Genomic DNA, 14,817 nt, shown 5'->3' on the forward strand with positions numbered 1-14,817 from the left:
TTAGAAAGCCGCTCGAATTCTCAAGTAGAAACTATCTTTGATCTTTTTTGATTCCCACACGAGACTTACGAAGAGACCGATCGAGACGGAGGAGACGACGTCGACAAGGGAAATTCTTTCAAAACCGAAAAGATGGGTGAATAGATCGACGTGAAAAATCATTAGGAGGATGAGAATGGTCAAGCCGCTGATCCAATAGAGAATTGTGTTCGATCGAGAAAGAACTCTGTAGAAGGGAAGATCTTTTGAAAGATGAGTCAAAATCATTCCGAGATTGGAAGAAACCAAACCAAGAAACGCTACGGATCGGATCTTCTCAAACGTCCAGTGTTCGTGTTTTCCCCAGAAGGAAAGTCCGATGAGGACGAGAAGAATCAATCCTCCTCTGAATAAACTCAGCGAGGCATTTTGGAAACTCATGAGGCTTTCTTTCCCTCCTCGAGGAGGAGACGCATAGATATGTTTTTCCGCGTCCACACCTTCGAACACGAGAGTACATGCAGGATCTATAATCAATTCCATCAACAAGACGTGAGCCGGAAAGAAATAGAGCGGATCTCCCGTGAAGACGGGAAGAAGAGACATCCCGATGATCGGGATATGGACTGAAATGATATAGGACACACTTTTTTGAATGTTCTCGTAGATTCTTCTGCCGAGCATGACTGCCTTTACGATCGATGAGAAATTATCGTCTAACAAGACTAAGTCGGATGCTTCTCTCGCTACATCCGTTCCTCGTTTTCCCATCGAGATTCCTATATGAGAGGCGTGAAGCGCCAAAGTATCGTTTACCCCGTCTCCGGTCATGGCCACGGTTTCTCCCTTACTCTGGAAACCGCGGACGATCTTCAGTTTTTGATGCGGTCGAATTCTGCAAAAGATACGAACCTGATCCAAACGCGAAGCTAGTTCCTCTTCTGTGAGCGCTTCCAATTCGTCTCCGCTCAGAACCGTTTCGGAAGAATCAAAGCCGATCTGCTTTGCAATCGACTTCGCCGTTCCTGCGTGGTCCCCGGTGATCATTACAACTTTGATTCCGGCACGTTTACACTCAAGAACGGAAGCGGGAACCGATTCTCGGATCGGATCTTCCAGAAGAATCAAACCTAAAAAATCAAACGTTAGATCGTGTTGATCGTCCGGAACTCCTCTGGTTTTTGCCTTCGACTTCGCAACGCCTAATATTCTAAACCCTTGCGAAGAGTATCGTTCCACGACGTTTTCCCATTCGTTTAACAATTCTTTCGAAAAATGGCAAAGATCGAAGATCGCTTCCGGAGCGCCTTTGGCTCCGATTTGAAGGACTTCTTCGTTCTCACGGGACGACCAAGCGTAACTCAGTGCCATAAGCTTTGAGGAAAGCGGATATTCTTTTTTCAATTCCCAGTCGTGAATGTGTTCGGTTCCGGAAAGAAAGGTCACCCCCAATTCTCGGATTGCTTTTTCCATCGGGTCATAAGGATCTTTCTTGGATGCAAGCAAAGCGAATTCCAAAAGAGAATGAAATCGTTCCGGTATTTCCAAAAGTTTGGAGTCACATTGCAAAAATTCTCCTTCGCAATAAAGGCCTCGGACTTTCATGTTGTTTTCCGTAAGCGTACCGGTTTTGTCGACGCAAAGGACCGTAGCGGCGCCTAACGTTTCGATGGCGCTGAGATTTTTCGTGAGAACTCCGATTTTAGAGATTCTCCAAGCCCCTAAGGAAAAGAAAACGCTCAGAACTACCGGGATCTCTTCGGGTAAAACCGCCATTGAAAAAGTAATACCCGCGAGAAAAGCCTCCAACCAGCGTCCGTGCCGCAAACCTAAGCCGACGATGAGAAAGACGCAGAGAACTCCGGCAAACAATGAAAAGGCGATCGTAAACCGTTTGATCTCCGTCTGAAGAGGACTCGGAGATTGAGAGATCGTCTGCAATTCCTTTCCTATCTTTCCGATTTCGGTGGAATCTCCCGTGGCGGCGACCTGAAACACGGCTTCCCCTGCGACGACCGTACTTCCAGCGAAAACGAAGGAATTAGTATTTGCAGGATTCTGCATGTTCTTTTCGGAAGGAGGTTCCGCTTCTTTTGGAATACTTGCCGATTCTCCAGTCAAAAGAGATTCATCCACGTTCAGATTTAAGGAGAATGTCAAAAAACCGTCCGCAGAAATACGATCTCCTTCCTGAAGGATCACAACGTCTCCGGGAACAACTTCTCTGGAAGGAAGAATTTTGATTTTCCCGTCTCGTATGATTCTCGCTTTGAGAGGGGCGAGTTCTTTTAAGGAGGAAAGCGCGTTTTGGGATTTGTTATTCTGATAGATCGTGATGGATATGACCGCGATCACGGCGACGGATAACATTCCCGCTTCCTCTAAATTCCCGAGAACGGCGTATAAAATACCGCACAGAATGAGAAGGGACAACATCGGTTCCGAAACAACCGAAAGAATCAACTTCCAAAAGGAAGTTTTTTGACTGCTCAGTTCGTTCGGACCAAAACGTTCGAATCTATCGAGAGCTTCCTTAGAAGTGAGGCCCTTTGGTAATATTTTTTCGGAGGAAGGATTCGGCATCAAGAGGATCTCGTTTCTTTAGAATTTAATAATTTACGAAAAAATAAAATGAATCACGCGGTCAGGATAGAAACAAATCTTTGGAAAGAAATCAAAAAACGACGCCCTCGTTGGAGAGTGTTTGAGGGCGTTGTGCAAGACCTTGAATTTATTGAACTCCGATCTTCACCGGGTTTGTCTTTGGCGCTCCTTCCTTTATAGGAAGATCTAATTTGAGAACTCCGTTCTCGTATTTTGCGGAGATTTTGGATCGATCCACCGTTTCCGGTAAAGTGAAGGAACGACTAAAGGAAGAATAATTGTATTCTCTTTTGCTGTATTGTTTATCCTCTTCCTTGTTTTCGGATTCTTTCTCCGCGCTGATCGTAATCATATCCCCGTCGATGTCTATGTTAAAATCCTTCTTCTCCAATCCGGGTGCGGCGAAATCCAGCTCGTATCCGTTCGAATTTCTTTTCACGTTCACTGCCGGAACATGGGAAACCCATTCGTTATGAAACAAATCGTTCCAATCCGGCCAATTGCGGAAAAAATGATCGAAACCGGTAAGGCTCTGAATCCGATTGGGGTGTTTTGTAACTCCATTCATAGAATTCTCCTTTGATGAATTTGGATTTTTTTCTTTATAAGGCTTTTTCCGAAGGAGGTCAAGGGTGGTTGAGGAAAACGCCAAAAAACAAAGCCGAACGGTAAATATACAGGGAGTTTTTTCGCAGAGAACAAAAAACGGGAAAGCGCTGGAGTAAAAAGGGAAACTTAAAAAACTGGAATTCAGTTTACAGAAAATCGCCACTGTGATAATTCTTATCCCTTAAGTCATGAATCGAAAAGAAAAGCAATATGGGAACGATTGTCGATAATTCGGATCGTCAGTTTGAATTTATAAAAAACGAGAAAAACGAGATCCAAATCATATTACAGATTTTGGATCTTTTTTCTAAAGTCCTCTCCGGAAAACTTCTTTCGGATCAGGCTCTTCCCCTTGTCCTAGAGAAAATTTCAGCGATCTCCGATTGGACAAGAGCGGAACTTTGGATGATCGACGACGCTTCCAAAACGTTTTACCTCAAAGCCGCTTTCGGCGCTGAAACAAAGCCCGAGGAAACCTTTGCCCATGATTCCAAAAGAATTACGGTTCCCGCCTCGGAAGAATTCCTTCTTCGTCTCGTAAACGAACAAAAAACAATTTGGAGTAACGATCCGAAGGACGAGGTTCGGTACGAACACATTCTTCGCACTTCCCATCCGGCTCCGAAAACCGTTTTTGGGATTCCGATTTTATCTCAGAAAAAAAAGTCCGGAGCTTTGATCTTCTATTCCGAACAAGCCAAAAACGCTCAAGACGAAACGTTCATTTCTTGGATCGAGAATGTCGCTTATCAAATGGGTTCTCTCATTTTCGAAAAAGTGGAAGTTCCGTTTACACAAGGAAACGAGGATCGAATCGGTCAGGTGCTTGAGAATATGCCGGTGATGTTTTTCTCGGTGGACGAACAATTTAGGATTCTATCTTGGAATCATGAATGTGAGAACGTAACCGGCTATGAGAAAGAGGAAGTCATCGGAAAAGAACGTTTTTTTAAGGATCAACTTTTAGGAATTCAAGACTACGGAAATTCCTCCGAATTCTATCATCAAAGCGTCGATTCCGATTTTAAGAATTGGGAATTGGAAATCAAATCGAAGACCGGAAAAATAAAAACGATCGCGATGTCCAATATATCGACCGAGTTTCCGATCGCAGGTTGGAAACATTGGTTCGTCGGAGTCGACGTTACCCTCACCAAAGAAGTCGAAAAAAATCTGAAAAGCTCACTCAAAGAGTTATCGGACTTTCACACCGCTTTGAACGCGGTCTCGATCGTGGCGATTACCGACAAACTGGGGAATATCATCTATGTGAATCAGAACTTTTGCAATATCAGCGGTTATTCCAAAAATGAACTCTTAGGGAGAAATCATAGAATCATCAATTCAGGTTATCATCCGAAAGAATTTTTTATCGAGTTGTGGAAGACCATTTCGAAGGGAAAGATTTGGAAAGGGGAGATTAAAAATAAATCGAAAGACGGGAAGTTCTATTGGGTGGATACGACGATTTCGCCTATTTTTGACGAAAACGGCAAACCGCATCAATATCTTGCGATTCGAAACGATATCACCGAAAGAAAGGAAACCGAAGAAAAAGTGAGATTGACGGAAAACAATCTCAAGACGCTACAGGATCGAATGAGCCCGCATTTTTTATTCAATACATTGAGCATCATTCATTCCTATTTGCAGACCAATTCGGAACTCGCGGATTCCGCAATTTTGATGCTCGCGGAAAATTATAGATTCCTAATAGACAACGCGCAGAGGGCGTTGATTCCTTTCGATGTAGAGTGGGAATTTATGGAGAATTATATGAAACTTCTCAAACTCAGATTCTCCGACTTTTTAGATATCGAGGTGGTAAAAAAAGGCGACTTTAGCAAATGTCAACTCCCGCCTCTCACCTTACAACCGATTGTCGAAAATTCTTACATACACGGAATTCGAAACCAAAAAGGCGGCGGGAAAATTTCGGTCGAAGCCACGATCGAAGGAAATCGAACTCGAATCCGAATTCGTGACAACGGAAAAGGTATCGAGAATACGGAAAATTTTTATTCAAGAACGTTGAACAATATCTCGGAGCGTCTGAAATTTTATCTTTACGAATCGGAAGTAAAAATTGAAAATCACGCCGATGGAGGGACATTGGTAACCGTCGATTTTGACACGCCAAAAAACGAACAGCTGGGAAAATTAAACTGAAATGGCATCTCCGAATAAAGAATGGAAAGCGATCATCGTGGAAGACGAGGCTCCTACCAGAGAGTTGCTCGTAAACTTCTGTCTCTCTCGACCTGAATTAAAACTTTGTAAAGTAGCAAAAGACGGAGAAGAGGCATTACAATTTCTCCAAGAAGAATCTTTCGACTTAGCCTTCTTAGATATCAATCTTCCCGTGATATCAGGATTGGAAGTGCTTGAAAAACTGGAAAATCCTCCGTATGTGATCTTTGTCACCGCATTTCGAGATAAGGCGATCGACGCATTTGAGTTAGGCGCTCTCGATTATCTTTTAAAACCGTTTTCAAAGGATCGATTTTACAAAGCCGTGGATCGAGCCGTGGAGTTTCTTCAAAACAAGAGAAGCCAAAATTCAGGAAATGCGTTCAACGAACACGGGCTGTTCATCTTGGAAAAGGAAAATTATTTTCTGGTTCCTTACACTGACATCATCTACATCGCGTCCCGGGATAATTTCAGCGTGATTCATACGGAAGAAAGGGAATACATCACTTATAAATCCCTAAAGAGCTTGGAGGCAAAACTTCCATCCAATCAATTTTTAAGAATTTATAAACAATACATCATCAATCTCCAGAAACTTTCTCATCTCCAGAGTGATACGATGGGGAACTACGTCGTCTACCTTAAGGACGAGGACGAAACCCAACTTCCGGTCGGCCGGAAATACATCGCAAAGATCAAAGAACTTCTCTGAATTTTCCGGAAAGGCCTAGAATTCCTCCAATCCCCGATCGGAGCGGTTTTACGCTTCTTTTCGTCTCGGAGATTTTTAGAATTTAACCCTTTCAATCCGCAGAAAACCCCCGCAATCCGTCGTATATCCCTTGGGTCATTGACGGCCCCTCCAAACTCCTATATAAACTACTCAGTAAGAATGGAAAGGATTAGGAAGAATATGAGCGCACTTACAGTATCCAAAGGTGTTTCCGACGAGAATCAAGTCCCGAGTAAGAAAAAACGTCTTGAGTTGGTTCCGAAATATGAATTGAGCGATTCCCAAAATACGAAACATTTTGAAAAGAACGCGCTACTTTTTTCGGAAGGCGATTCTTCCAACGGTTTCTATATCGTTCGAAAAGGATACGTTCGTTCCTTCCGACATTCCAAGGCAAACGACAAACAGCAAACATTCAAAATTCATTATCCTGGAAGTTGGGTCGGTTTTCGGGATGCAGTGATGGGCGGAACCTATTTGCACAACGCAATCGCATTAGAAGATACGGAAGTTCAATTCGTATCACAATTCGAAATTCAAGAATTGCTACATACAAACCGGGAGTTCAGCGATATGGCTTTCGACAAAATGACTCAGGAATGTGTGGAAGCCGAAAACAAAATCTACTCGATGGGGATCCGTCATACGCACGCGAAGTTGTCCGAATTCCTTTTGGAAAGAATGAAGGAGGTCGGAGTCAAAATCGAGCTTCCTTTTACCAGAGACGTGCTCGCTTCCATCATCGGCGCCACTACGGAAACCTTAGTCAGAGCCCTTTCCGATTTCAAGTGTCGGGGTTGGATTGAAATTGAAAAAAGAAAAATTCTTATCAAAAACGAAACCGCTTTGATGAGTCTTCTCGACTAGAACCAAAGACCGAACTCAAAAAAGAAATTCAATGGGTAGAAGGCATTTTAGCAAAACCGTGAGTTTTCCCGTAAATCAAGTGGAGCTCAAAGGAGACATCGTCGTCCCCGAGGGCGCGGATTTGCTCGTCATCAATATACTCGAAGAGGAACATTCCCGATTTGCGGATCGACTCAAAAAACTTTCCAGCGCGCTCAATGGAAAAAAAATCGCGACCTTCTTTCTCTACGGTCTTTTGACGGATAAGGAAAGACAAATTTCCATCAACCGATTGGATGAGGAACTTTTGTCAGATCGACTAATCGCTGTTACCCACTGGCTAAAAAATCACAGTCTGACGAAGGATATGAGATTCGGGTACGTGGGTTTATCGGTTTACGCCGAACGATTTTTTAGAGCCAGTTTGAAGTTAAAAAACCAAATAGAAAGTTTTGTCTTTATTGGAGAAATTCCGCCACTCAGCGTCGATTTCTGCGAGGTTCCGATCTTAAACATCATCGGAGCTTTGAATGTAAAGGGGCAGGAATCCGACCAAACGACGTTTAAGAGAATCGAATCTCCTCAAAAAAAAATAAGTCGTATCGAAGGTTCGCCGAGTCATTTGGAAGATCCACAGAAATGGAATTTGGTGACAAAGGCCGCAACGGACTGGTTTTCCGAGCCGACCGCTCGGATGAGCGGATAGAATATTCCGATCACAGTATATTCTTAAAATATTATAATCGATCCAGAGTTTTTATTCCGGAGAATATAGGTTCGAAAAATTAGGATCTGATTCCGATCAAGTCGAGTATTAGCAAAAGAAACGGGATCGAAATTCCGATATAGATAAAGATCGCAAAATAAACGATTATGGGTTGCTTTCGTATAAATAGAAAAAGAATCCAAAGAGCAACTAACGCAAACATAAACCAAGCGGGAATTTGTAATGCGTACGCATAACCGGCCGCACCTTCGAAATTGGAAACTTCTCTCCATTCTACAATCGTGGAAGCGATACGGTCCGCGATCGTGCCTGCCGCTAAAAAGCTAGAAACGAAATAAATAAATCCGGCCAAGAGACCGACAGATTCTTTCTTACTATCAGTCATAAGATCGAATTCTCCTTTAAAGTTATACTTCGAACGTTCTTAAACTGTATTTTCAAGTCATTTTCTATAAAATTCTTTGCGGAAACAAAAAAGGGAATTCATGCATTCTTATGAAATTGGAAATGGAAATTAGAAAAGATGAATTTAAGAGAAGTTGCTCTTTCCTTTCTTATAGATCGGGTGGATACCGCGACGGAATTCCTTTTTGACGAACTGTTCCCCTATGAAGAGTAAAAAGAACCAAGATCAAACCTATGATTTTATCTGCTTTAGCGATTTAGCGTATGAATTCGATATCGCAGAGAAGAAAAAAATCGAAAACAAAATTAGAAGGCGTTTAAAATATTACGGATTAGGAATGTTCGACTCCGATCGAGTGGAAATGATCCGAACGTTGAAAAACCAACTTCTTGCGGAATTTCGAGACTACAAAAATTCAAAGTATTATGTAGGGAGTAGAGGCCGTTATTGTGATTCGAAAGATTTCGACTTTGATTTGTTTCTTCGGGAATACCGAACAAAATTTCCCGGCATTTCTTCCGATGACATGGAGAATATCATTCATTTTTCAATTTATTTATATTATCTGAGATAAGCCCGTACGTTTTTGTGAAACGAAGCAGATTCTACTTTGATCCATTCCTTCGGTTTGAATCGGAAGTTTTCCAAAGGTAGGAGTTTGTGACTTTGTTTTCATTGGAGAAATTCCAAAACCGGATGGAATTCATTTCCAATGGACCCGGGGAATCTCTCGTCTGAAAGTAAAGGGAGAATAGTTTGACATAAAATTAACTGGAAAATCAAACTCTCATTTCAGAATATGGAACGTGGGTCTAATAAGAATTTTTGGATTTCGTTGTCCATTAAGAGATCGAATCGATAAAGCCGATCGTCTAACTGGGAATACAATCCGTCGATTGTTCGCATTTGTCTTGTTAGACTAGGAGAATAGAATATGCCTACTTCGGAAACTTTGGAACGTTTTATCGCGCTCGTGGAAGAAAACAAACACGACGTAGCCATCGAAGAATTTTATACGGAGAATTCTTCCATGCAGGAAAATCAATCTGCGCCTCGGATCGGACGAAGGTTGCACGTCGCGAACGAGAAAAAAGTTCTTTCCAGAGTGAAAACTCTGACATCGACGTGTGTTCGTCCCGTTTTTGTGAACGGTGACAAGGTTGTCATTCGATGGATCTTTCATTTCGAATGGAAGGATGGAACCGCCATGCACATGGAGGAGTTAGCGTATCAGCGCTGGGAAGGCGAAAGAATCGCTGAGGAAACTTTTTTCTACGATCCGGCACAACGTCTTCCGATTCCCGCGAAAAGTTCCGATTAAAAGATTCCTCATTCTTTAAAATAATCGTTTGCCATTTGGAAATCGATCCTTCATCTTTGTGATCGATTCCGATTCCAACTCGGAGATAGTGGAGAACTTATGAAAAAAATAGGGATACTGTCGGCTTTCGTTTGTGTGGGCCTTCTATTCTTTCAGTGTAAGAGCAAGTCTGCGGACCCAACGAAGGGTGTGATCACGTTTGTAAAAGGAACCGTTTCGATTCAACGCGGGGATCAAAAGATACCTGCTACGGTTTCTCAAGAAATTCAGAACGAAGACGTTGTGATCACCGGGCCGAAATCGGTAGTAACGATTGTCTTTGGAGAAAATTCTTCGGTGATCGAAATTCAATCGGATTCTCAGTTTCGTTTAAAACAAGAATCGCATGAAAAGATTTTCTTTCAAGATCGAGGAAGCTCCTGGGTTCTTTCGAACAAGTTGTTAAAGGGCGATAAGCTCAGCGTACATACGCCTACGAGTACGGCCGGGGTTAGGGGAACCAAGTTTTTTACTGCGGTTCACGAAGACATGACCTTTACCTGTCATTGCGAAGGTCAGATCGAATTAGAAAACGTAGCATCCCATTCCAAAAAAGTGAATGACACCGACTATCTTGCCGTTACGCGAGGTTCTAAAACGATTTATATTACGCTGAAAGATCTGCAAGAGGCTAAACTTGTTTATTCTCACAATCATAGCGAGATCGAAAATTCTCCTTTGGGTCCTCAAAGTCAAATGGCGCCGGAACAGGTGAAAGTTTTACTTTCTCTCATTAGAAAAAAATTGGATTCTCCCTGATACGTTAGAAAATTCTAAAATAAGCCGGAACGAATACTATTCCGGCGTTTTCTGCTTCGCTTAACAATTCCTTTCCTTAAAATTCAAAATCGACAAAAGTGGGAAATGATTCGATCTTCATCTCGAACCGAAGAATTTTTGCAGTTCCTTTAATCGGAGATTGCTTTGTTCTAAGTTCTTGTCGATGGAGTCGTTCGAACCCAATCGTATGAGTTCGTATAACACCTCGTAGACTTGTTCCCCATCGTAAGAAATCAGAAGTAAATCGGTGCCGGCATTTAAACTGTCCGCACTTGCTTGAACGATTCCACCCGAACGGTAATAGACTGGAAACATATTGAGATCGTCCGTGATTAAGATCGCCGACTTCGAACCTTCCTTCCTTAAAAAGTCTGTGATAACCGCTTTGGACAAAGAAACTGGGTTTTGCGAATCCAATCCCTTCCAAAAAGAATGAGATAACATTACGGCGATAGTTTTTTGTTCTTTCATCGAGTCGATAAAAGGAACGAGATCTTTGTTTTTCATCTCCGCGGTTGTTCGTCTCACGTTACCGTTAAAAAAATGCGTGTCCTCCGTCACTGTACCGATTCCGGGGAAGTGTTTTAACGTAGGAAGGATTCGATTTTCGATCATCACTTCGCAATACATTCTTACGAGTTCGGAAACCACTTCTGGATCGTTTGAGATCGCTCTGGTTTGAATTTGACTAAAGAAGTCGAGAGGATTGGAATTTTTTTCCATGAGGTCGGCCACTGGACTAAAATTAAAATTCACTCCGACGTACCGTAGATCCTTTGCTTTTTCGAAAATTGCCCTTCGCATTTTCGTTTTCGAATCGGAATCGATTGGAAACATTTTATACAATTCTAATAGAGAAGCGGGGCGTTTGAGAGGAGGGGAAAGTCTCGATACGATCCCACCTTCTTGATCGGAGGAAATCAATGCGATCGGAAAGCCGAGATCTTTTCTGATTTTTTGAATCTTTTCGATCTTTCCTTTGAGTGTTTCTACGTTCATACCGGAAAGATTATGCGAAGTGAGGAAAAAACCTGCGAAAGGAATTTTAAGGTAATTCTCCAAATCCTCATCGTTACGGTATCCTACGAGGATATGTTCCGCGAATTTTTTGAGTAGTTTCGGATCGGAATTCAAAACCGCTTTTTTTCTCGTTTGAAAGATGAGTTCCTTGTAGACCGAATTTGCGGCGCCCGCCCATACGAATAAAAGGGAAAGAAAGAGAAGGATACGAACGAATCGATCTCGATTCTTTTTGACAAGAGACGAAAAGAAAAGAGTGAACAAGAAGGTCGTGGAAAAAACGATCCAAAGACTTACGGACCTCACTTTTAAAAGAAGAGGATCTCGAATCAAAAATGTGATGGCGAAAAATCCGACGGAAAGGAGGAAACAGGAAAAATTCGTGATACGTAGAATGAACAAAATCGATTCCTTTTGTTTTTTTGATATTCTCTCTCGCTAACAAACTTTTTCGACAAAGACATCTTTACAACCTTCAATTCTTCCTTTTTCTTCGAGTTTTTTTGGGGGATGGTCGCGAGGATTTGGAAAGATCCAGAGGAGCGAGATTCCTCAAGAAGTTTCGTCGGTGATACAATGAACTTTCTTTCGAATTCTTATGGAAACGAATCGAATCCGAGATTTCAGATTTTTCCCATCAGCGAAGAATTTCTACTCGTACGTGAGTTCCGAGTGGCCGCCCTGATGGGTTTGACGTAAGTCCTCTTTTCCGGTTCACCGTTTTTCTCGAAAGAATTTCGAAAAGAGTCAAAATTCTCTTTTCTTCTTTGAATTACCTTTCTTTGATAGAAAACATTCGATTCCATTTCGAAAAAAAATCAGCGATGAAACCGAGACTTCTTTTTTCTATCCTATTGATCGTCTGCGCTTTGTTTGGCGGATACAAAGCGATCGATACCGGAAAAATCTGGTTCGTATATCCTTCCGAGGAAAAATATCCGTTACGCGGAATCGACGTATCACACCACCAAGGTAGGATCGATTGGGGCAAGGTTCCGAAAGCTGAAATTTCATTCGTATATATCAAAGCCACTGAGGGAGCGGAATTTCAAGATTCTTCCTTTCGAACGAATTGGAAAGAGGCAAGAAAATCAGGATTCACGACCGGCGCTTATCATTTTTTTACCCTCTGCAAAACGGGAATTGAACAAGCAGAAAATTTTATAAGGCTGGTTCCAAATGAATTGGATGCGTTGCCTCCGGTTGTCGATTTGGAATTTACGGGGAATTGTAAAGAACGACCGAATGTGGAGAATGTGAAGAAGGAAATTCAAGAATTTTTGCAAAGAATCGATTCCCATTATGAGAGAAAGACAATTTTATATTTAACTTTCGAATTTATAGATCGCTATCTCGGAGAAGAATTTTTCGATCATCCGATTTGGATCCGAGATATTTACAAACATCCGAATACATTTTCCGATATTTCCTGGGTTTTGTGGCAGTATAAGAATCGAGGTAGAATCCCCGGTATCGAAGGATATGTGGACCTCAATGTAATGAACGGACGTTTAGAAACTCTATTTTCTAAAAATTGAATGTTCGATACGTATTCTGGAATATTCGTCGAATCGTAAAAATTCGATTAGAAAAAAGACTCGATTATAAGTTGAAAAACAATGGCGCGGAAGATCATGCAAAAATCATAATAAAAAATAGAACGTTTTTGTTATTGTAAGTAATGAAATTTAGAATCTCTATCGTTTTTATTTCTATTTTATTTCTTTCGACGTCATCTTTCATTCATAGCGGAATTCACAAAAGTTTAAAGGCGGATTGTTCTCACGATTACGCTAATAAACTTTCGGTGGAAACAAAATCTACAGTCAATCTTCTTTGTAACTCTCTTCACCTGGAAACAAAACTCCGATTGGAGGTCGTGATTGTCCCGTTACTCGATCAACTCACGGAGGAAGAATACGCAGTGAAATACTTTCAAAAATTCGCGCAGACCGATTCTTCCTTTCCGGAATACGGAATCGTCGTATTGATATCTTTTAGTGATAGAAAGATTCGAATCGAATTAGGCAAGGTTGCCGCTACGAGGATGTCTAATTCGGAAGCAAAAGAAATCATCGAAAAAGATTTTATCCCTTACTTCCGCCAAGGTCAGTTGAACCCGGGTGTTTCTAACGGAGTCAAAGCCATTGTGGATTGGTATTCCGTTCACTGAAGAGAATCATCTTCCATCGAAAGCTTCTTGAAGAGTTTTTATATCCAGTTTGTTCATGGAAAGCATCGCCTGCATCGCGCGATTTGCCTTTTCACGATCTGCATTTTGTAAGAATTTTCCAAGCACCGAAGGAATGATCTGCCAAGAAAGACCGAACTTATCTTTGAGCCAACCGCATCTTTGGGTTTCGCCGCCTTGAGAGAGTTTTTCCCAAAAATCATCGATTTCTTCTTGTGTCTCGCAGTTTACAAAAAAAGAAACAGCGGGCGAAAACGTAAAGTGTGGTCCGCCGTCCAAGGCCAAGAAGTCTTGACCCTCGAGTTGAAACGCGGCGCTTACTACTTTTTCTCCGTTTTTAGAGATCTGTTCCACTTTCGAATTTGGAAAGACGGACGTATAAAAATCGATCGCTTCACCGAGATTGTCGTTGAACCAGAGAAAGGGTTTGATTTTTTTCATCGTTTCCCTTCTTGCTTTTCGAGAATTTTACCGCCTAACCACGCAGAGGGGAGCGCGCTGAGGATCAGTGCGATCGGATACCAGATCGGTCCAAGCTTGTATTGTATGGCTCCGATCGCTCCGAGGGTGCTGAGAATAAACCCGATTCCTCCCAAGATGAGCGCGTGACGCATCGGATTTTTAGGAGCGAAATACGCGGTGATATAACTGCCTAACACTCCGTACGGCAATCGATAGGAAAGTGCGAGGGCGTTCAGCCCGTTGTCGAACATAGGTTCACCCCAAGGCGGATAAACATTCAAAACGTGTAATATTTGATCGGTTCCTAGGGAAATAACGAAAATCGTTACGAGTCCGATCAAAACGGCTCCGGTACTTTTTAGAAGATTCATAAAAAGTGAATCCTTCTTTTCTAATGTCTTCGTCATTTTGTATCTCCTAATACTTGTTCGGATAAAAGAATTTCATCGAGTCTTTCGTAACTACTAGAAACCCCGCCTTCCATCGGAGAATGAATTACGGAATCCCTTGCTTGAACAGACTCATACTCCATCGTCGCCGTCATAAAAGTTCGTCCGTCCTTTTCGGTAAAAACGGTGGTGATCCATGATTCTCCCGCATACCAGGCTTCGTCGAAAACTTCCGTGTGAACGATTCTTTCCGGTCTTTGGATTTCTTTATAAACGCCGCCCATTCCCATCGTTCTACCGTCTTCGTGTTTCCAAAAGTAGCGATATTTTCCGCCGACTTTAAAATCGATTTCGCAAACATCCATAGACCAACCCGGTGGACCCAAAAGCCAACGTCGGACGTATTTCGGTTTTGTGATCGTTTCAAAAACCATTTTTCGAGGCGCGTTGAATTCTCGAGTCATCACGATTTCCAGATCATCTTTGGGAACCAGTTTTAAATTTCCGGCCTTGTTCAT

General features: G+C 42.1%; 17 protein-coding genes. 10 read left to right on the top strand and 7 right to left on the bottom strand.

Features of this window, described 5'->3' with window-relative positions:
• Nucleotides 1-2,562 (bottom strand): cation-translocating P-type ATPase, encoded by a 2,562-nt coding sequence (locus DLM75_RS16280; RefSeq protein WP_118969543.1) that lies wholly within the window; start codon nucleotides 2,560-2,562, stop codon nucleotides 1-3.
• A gap of 148 nt (nucleotides 2,563-2,710) precedes the next feature.
• Nucleotides 2,711-3,151, bottom strand: coding sequence for an Hsp20/alpha crystallin family protein (locus DLM75_RS16285; RefSeq protein WP_118969636.1), 441 nt, complete (start codon nucleotides 3,149-3,151; stop codon nucleotides 2,711-2,713).
• A 251-nt stretch (nucleotides 3,152-3,402) separates the two neighbouring features.
• Between DLM75_RS16285 and DLM75_RS16290 the strand changes: the two genes are divergently transcribed.
• The 4 genes from DLM75_RS16290 to DLM75_RS16305 all read left to right on the top strand — a co-directional run bounded on the left by DLM75_RS16290 (nucleotide 3,403) and on the right by DLM75_RS16305 (nucleotide 7,670).
• Nucleotides 3,403-5,361, top strand: coding sequence for a PAS domain S-box protein (locus tag DLM75_RS16290; RefSeq protein ID WP_241547953.1), 1,959 nt, complete (start codon nucleotides 3,403-3,405; stop codon nucleotides 5,359-5,361).
• A gap of 1 nt (nucleotide 5,362) precedes the next feature.
• Nucleotides 5,363-6,097 (top strand): LytR/AlgR family response regulator transcription factor, encoded by a 735-nt coding sequence (locus DLM75_RS16295; protein WP_118969544.1) that lies wholly within the window; start codon nucleotides 5,363-5,365, stop codon nucleotides 6,095-6,097.
• A gap of 201 nt (nucleotides 6,098-6,298) precedes the next feature.
• The gene (locus DLM75_RS16300; protein WP_118969545.1) at nucleotides 6,299-6,985 is read left to right on the top strand and encodes a Crp/Fnr family transcriptional regulator; all 687 of its coding nucleotides are present in this window, start codon (nucleotides 6,299-6,301) and stop codon (nucleotides 6,983-6,985) included.
• A gap of 31 nt (nucleotides 6,986-7,016) precedes the next feature.
• Nucleotides 7,017-7,670, top strand: a complete 654-nt coding sequence (locus DLM75_RS16305) for a dienelactone hydrolase (protein ID WP_118969546.1) — start codon at nucleotides 7,017-7,019, stop codon at nucleotides 7,668-7,670.
• A gap of 79 nt (nucleotides 7,671-7,749) precedes the next feature.
• Here DLM75_RS16305 and DLM75_RS16310 read toward each other — a convergent pair whose 3' ends face one another.
• Nucleotides 7,750-8,076: a hypothetical protein gene (locus DLM75_RS16310; protein ID WP_118969547.1), complete on the bottom strand. Its 327-nt coding sequence runs from the start codon at nucleotides 8,074-8,076 to the stop codon at nucleotides 7,750-7,752.
• Nucleotides 8,077-8,299: 223 nt separating this feature from the next.
• Between DLM75_RS16310 and DLM75_RS16315 the strand changes: the two genes are divergently transcribed.
• From DLM75_RS16315 to DLM75_RS16325, 3 genes are all read left to right on the top strand, one after another.
• On the top strand, nucleotides 8,300-8,671 hold the full coding sequence (locus DLM75_RS16315; RefSeq protein WP_118969548.1) for a hypothetical protein: 372 nt from the start codon (nucleotides 8,300-8,302) through the stop codon (nucleotides 8,669-8,671).
• Nucleotides 8,672-9,031: 360 nt separating this feature from the next.
• Nucleotides 9,032-9,418 carry a nuclear transport factor 2 family protein gene (locus tag DLM75_RS16320; protein WP_118969549.1) on the top strand — a complete coding sequence of 129 codons (387 nt, stop codon included), beginning with the start codon at nucleotides 9,032-9,034 and terminating at the stop codon, nucleotides 9,416-9,418.
• Between the two features lie 99 nt (nucleotides 9,419-9,517).
• A complete protein-coding gene (locus tag DLM75_RS16325; RefSeq protein ID WP_118969550.1) occupies nucleotides 9,518-10,216 on the top strand; it encodes a FecR family protein in 699 nt (232 codons plus the stop codon).
• Between the two features lie 117 nt (nucleotides 10,217-10,333).
• Here the strand turns inward: DLM75_RS16325 and DLM75_RS16330 are convergent, their stop codons facing one another.
• Nucleotides 10,334-11,659 carry a glycoside hydrolase family 3 N-terminal domain-containing protein gene (locus tag DLM75_RS16330; protein ID WP_118969551.1) on the bottom strand — a complete coding sequence of 442 codons (1,326 nt, stop codon included), beginning with the start codon at nucleotides 11,657-11,659 and terminating at the stop codon, nucleotides 10,334-10,336.
• A 174-nt stretch (nucleotides 11,660-11,833) separates the two neighbouring features.
• On the opposite strand from DLM75_RS16330, the gene DLM75_RS24840 reads away from it, so the two are divergent.
• The 3 genes from DLM75_RS24840 to DLM75_RS16345 all read left to right on the top strand — a co-directional run bounded on the left by DLM75_RS24840 (nucleotide 11,834) and on the right by DLM75_RS16345 (nucleotide 13,430).
• Nucleotides 11,834-11,956, top strand: coding sequence for a hypothetical protein (locus tag DLM75_RS24840; RefSeq protein ID WP_277738621.1), 123 nt, complete (start codon nucleotides 11,834-11,836; stop codon nucleotides 11,954-11,956).
• A 125-nt stretch (nucleotides 11,957-12,081) separates the two neighbouring features.
• Nucleotides 12,082-12,795 (top strand): glycoside hydrolase family 25 protein, encoded by a 714-nt coding sequence (locus tag DLM75_RS16340; protein WP_118969553.1) that lies wholly within the window; start codon nucleotides 12,082-12,084, stop codon nucleotides 12,793-12,795.
• 143 nt (nucleotides 12,796-12,938) lie between these two features.
• A complete protein-coding gene (locus DLM75_RS16345) occupies nucleotides 12,939-13,430 on the top strand; it encodes a TPM domain-containing protein (protein ID WP_118969554.1) in 492 nt (163 codons plus the stop codon).
• Between the two features lie 6 nt (nucleotides 13,431-13,436).
• Here the strand turns inward: DLM75_RS16345 and DLM75_RS16350 are convergent, their stop codons facing one another.
• Genes DLM75_RS16350 through DLM75_RS16360 form a run of 3 tightly spaced genes read right to left on the bottom strand, consistent with a single transcriptional unit; the run spans nucleotide 13,437 to nucleotide 14,817 of the window.
• Complete coding sequence (locus tag DLM75_RS16350) at nucleotides 13,437-13,889, bottom strand: VOC family protein (protein ID WP_118969555.1); 453 nt, start codon at nucleotides 13,887-13,889, stop codon at nucleotides 13,437-13,439.
• The gene (locus DLM75_RS16355; RefSeq protein ID WP_118969556.1) at nucleotides 13,886-14,317 is read right to left on the bottom strand and encodes a hypothetical protein; all 432 of its coding nucleotides are present in this window, start codon (nucleotides 14,315-14,317) and stop codon (nucleotides 13,886-13,888) included. The genes DLM75_RS16350 and DLM75_RS16355 overlap by 4 nt, the downstream gene beginning before the upstream one ends.
• Nucleotides 14,314-14,817, bottom strand: coding sequence for an SRPBCC family protein (locus tag DLM75_RS16360; protein WP_118969638.1), 504 nt, complete (start codon nucleotides 14,815-14,817; stop codon nucleotides 14,314-14,316). Before DLM75_RS16360 ends, DLM75_RS16355 begins: the two co-directional genes overlap by 4 nt.

Source organism: Leptospira stimsonii, from assembly GCF_003545885.1.
GTDB classification, from domain to species: Bacteria; Spirochaetota; Leptospiria; order Leptospirales; family Leptospiraceae; genus Leptospira; species Leptospira stimsonii.

Bases quoted from the DNA above. Each gene is read 5' to 3' on its own strand.
- DLM75_RS16315 (WP_118969548.1), top strand. From the start codon at position 8,300: ATGAAGAGTAAAAAGAACCAAGATCAAACCTATGATTTTATCTGCTTT.
- DLM75_RS24840 (WP_277738621.1), top strand. From the start codon at position 11,834: ATGAACTTTCTTTCGAATTCTTATGGAAACGAATCGAATCCGAGATTT.
- DLM75_RS16310 (WP_118969547.1), bottom strand. From the start codon at position 8,076: ATGACTGATAGTAAGAAAGAATCTGTCGGTCTCTTGGCCGGATTTATT.
- DLM75_RS16305 (WP_118969546.1), top strand. From the start codon at position 7,017: ATGGGTAGAAGGCATTTTAGCAAAACCGTGAGTTTTCCCGTAAATCAA.
- DLM75_RS16295 (WP_118969544.1), top strand. From the start codon at position 5,363: ATGGCATCTCCGAATAAAGAATGGAAAGCGATCATCGTGGAAGACGAG.
- DLM75_RS16325 (WP_118969550.1), top strand. From the start codon at position 9,518: ATGAAAAAAATAGGGATACTGTCGGCTTTCGTTTGTGTGGGCCTTCTA.
- DLM75_RS16360 (WP_118969638.1), bottom strand. From the start codon at position 14,817: ATGAACAAGGCCGGAAATTTAAAACTGGTTCCCAAAGATGATCTGGAA.
- DLM75_RS16280 (WP_118969543.1), bottom strand. From the start codon at position 2,562: ATGCCGAATCCTTCCTCCGAAAAAATATTACCAAAGGGCCTCACTTCT.
- DLM75_RS16320 (WP_118969549.1), top strand. From the start codon at position 9,032: ATGCCTACTTCGGAAACTTTGGAACGTTTTATCGCGCTCGTGGAAGAA.
- DLM75_RS16345 (WP_118969554.1), top strand. From the start codon at position 12,939: ATGAAATTTAGAATCTCTATCGTTTTTATTTCTATTTTATTTCTTTCG.
- DLM75_RS16285 (WP_118969636.1), bottom strand. From the start codon at position 3,151: ATGAATGGAGTTACAAAACACCCCAATCGGATTCAGAGCCTTACCGGT.
- DLM75_RS16350 (WP_118969555.1), bottom strand. From the start codon at position 13,889: ATGAAAAAAATCAAACCCTTTCTCTGGTTCAACGACAATCTCGGTGAA.
- DLM75_RS16340 (WP_118969553.1), top strand. From the start codon at position 12,082: ATGAAACCGAGACTTCTTTTTTCTATCCTATTGATCGTCTGCGCTTTG.
- DLM75_RS16290 (WP_241547953.1), top strand. From the start codon at position 3,403: ATGGGAACGATTGTCGATAATTCGGATCGTCAGTTTGAATTTATAAAA.
- DLM75_RS16300 (WP_118969545.1), top strand. From the start codon at position 6,299: ATGAGCGCACTTACAGTATCCAAAGGTGTTTCCGACGAGAATCAAGTC.
- DLM75_RS16355 (WP_118969556.1), bottom strand. From the start codon at position 14,317: ATGACGAAGACATTAGAAAAGAAGGATTCACTTTTTATGAATCTTCTA.